Raw genomic sequence first — 2,129 nt, forward strand, 5'->3', positions numbered from 1 at the left:
ACCGCACGCCGGACACTCCCGCACGCCGTCACACCAGCTCCAGCAGACAACACCGAATCCGAGATCAATCAGCAGCGTCATGAATGACCGGGGTTAATTCGCCGGCCACAATATTTTAATCCGAATTATGTAAATGGACAAATGGTGCCCGCCGTCATAACTTCCTGTCGGCTCTGTTCAAGATCGGTGTTTCGGCCCGACGCGCCGGCTGGGTTCCGGCGGGACGGGCACTGTGAGACCGCGCCTGAGAAGGGTCGGCGTGTCTGCGCCGTGTGGTCGCGGGTCTGGTCCATCGTTGACGGGTAGCTCGGCGTAAGCGGCGGTATCCCCCGGACACCAGCGATGCCCAGTGGGCGTTGACCGAACCGCTCCTGCCCGAGGCCGGATCGGGTGGTCGGCCGGAGAAGCATCCGCGCCGGGACGTGGTCGACGCGATCCTCTACGTGGTGCGCGCGGGGTACGCATGGCGCGCTCTGCCTGCGGACTTCCCGCCATGGCAGACCGTGTACTGGTACTTCAACCGGTGGGAGCAGCAGAAGGTCACCGAACAGATGCTGCCGATCGTACGCCGACAGCTGCGCGCCGACGAAGGCCGCGACCCCGAGCCCAGCGCGGGCATCATCGACTCCCAGTCCGTGCGCGGCGCCGACACCGTCGGACAGGACGCCCGCGGCTACGACGCCGGGAAGAAGATCAACGGTCGGAAGCGGTTCATCATCACCGACACCCTCGGCCTGCTCTTGACGACGATGGTGTGCTCGGCGTCGGTCCAGGACCGCGACGGCGCCAAGTCGATCCTGCTCGACCTCTACCTGCGCACGAGGGTGCACTTCGTGTTCGCCGACGCCGGGTTCGCCGGACGCCTGCTCGACTGGGCCACCTCGATCCTGCGGACCACCGTCGAGGTCGTCCGCAAACCACCTGAGCAGCGCGGATTCGCCGTCCTGCCGCGTAGGCGGGCGGTCGAGCGGACCCTGGCCTGGCTCACCGCGCACCGGCGTCTGGCCCGGGACTACGAACGCGACCCCGCCGTGTCCGAGGCCATGATCCGCTGGGCTGCGATCAACACCATCACCCGCCGCCTCGCCCGCGGCACCCCGGCCGCCCGGCAGCAGAAGTACGTGATCAAGCCCTCGACTTGATCTTCTCAGACACGCTCTGACCGCGGTCGTGACACCCACCAGCGTGGTGTGCCCCAACGCGGGTGGAGGCGCTCCGGCCCGGTAGAGCAGCCAGGATATAAACGTTCCACGTATTGCCGCCATCAGGCGCTGACGCTACGCTGGGTCGGTCAGTCATGGTGGAGCCCGGGATCGAAGCACCTCAAGTAGAAACGATTGAACTCCTCGTGACTCGGGTGAGGACGTGTCGTCGAACGCCCTTACAGGCGAAGGGAAGGGGACGGTGGTCGCCTGATGTCCAGCGAGGCCAAACGTGAGGCCGGCGCAGCGATCAGAAGATCGGTACCCGCACAGGAGATCCGGTTTCCTCGGCTGTTCCGGTTCGACGAGATCGAGGCGATGCCGCGGATCGCCTTCAGCGAAGGTGTCGCAGCCGGCACCTTCATCTCGCGCGAGCGTGACGGTGCCCGGTACTACAGCCAGGGAATCAGCTTTCACGCCCCCGCTGCGAAAGACGTGGTCTGGCAGGCGACGAGCTGGGACGAGGCGTTCTATTGCATCGACGGCACGATACACATCGTGGTGACCGACGCCGATGACGTCAACGTCGAGTTCTCCCTCGAGGCCGGGGAGTATTTCTGGGCGCCAGCCGGCTATAAGTATACGGTGAAATCGACCGGCGTCGAGGCGAAAGTGCTTCTGACGACATCGCCGCAGATGCTGTCCGGGTGGCGCTATACCGGTGATGACGAATCGTACAGCGACGTCCTCATCGGGATGCGTCGTCTCCGTTCGGACCGTTGAGCGACCCCGCGATCAATCTCTGGAAACTTGCGCCGGTACGGGTCACTCCCCGATCACGGTCGCATCGACATTGCGAAGCCCGCAATGCGGAGGAGTCAAAATGGCACTGAAGTTCTGGGTGACGACACCCTTCTTCTGGCCGGACGCGAGTCGCCCATGGTCCGAGGTCTTGGACGACATGTTACGCGTCGTCGACGCCGCCGA

The 2,129-nt window shown here is 64.8% G+C and carries 1 protein-coding gene and 1 pseudogene; both read left to right on the forward strand.

Features of this window, described 5'->3' with window-relative positions:
* Positions 1-320: 320 nt before the first annotated feature.
* A pseudogene (locus ABZ881_RS30860) lies at positions 321-1,142 on the forward strand (IS5 family transposase); the annotation flags it as partial.
* Between the two features lie 273 nt (positions 1,143-1,415).
* Positions 1,416-1,925, forward strand: coding sequence for a hypothetical protein (locus ABZ881_RS30865; protein ID WP_358489583.1), 510 nt, complete (start codon positions 1,416-1,418; stop codon positions 1,923-1,925).
* Positions 1,926-2,129: the final 204 nt, after the last annotated feature.

This window comes from Pseudonocardia sp. NPDC046786 (assembly GCF_040645415.1).
Lineage (GTDB): Bacteria > Actinomycetota > Actinomycetes > Mycobacteriales > Pseudonocardiaceae > Pseudonocardia > Pseudonocardia kongjuensis.

Bases quoted from the DNA above. Each gene is read 5' to 3' on its own strand.
- ABZ881_RS30865 (WP_358489583.1), top strand. From the start codon at position 1,416: ATGTCCAGCGAGGCCAAACGTGAGGCCGGCGCAGCGATCAGAAGATCG.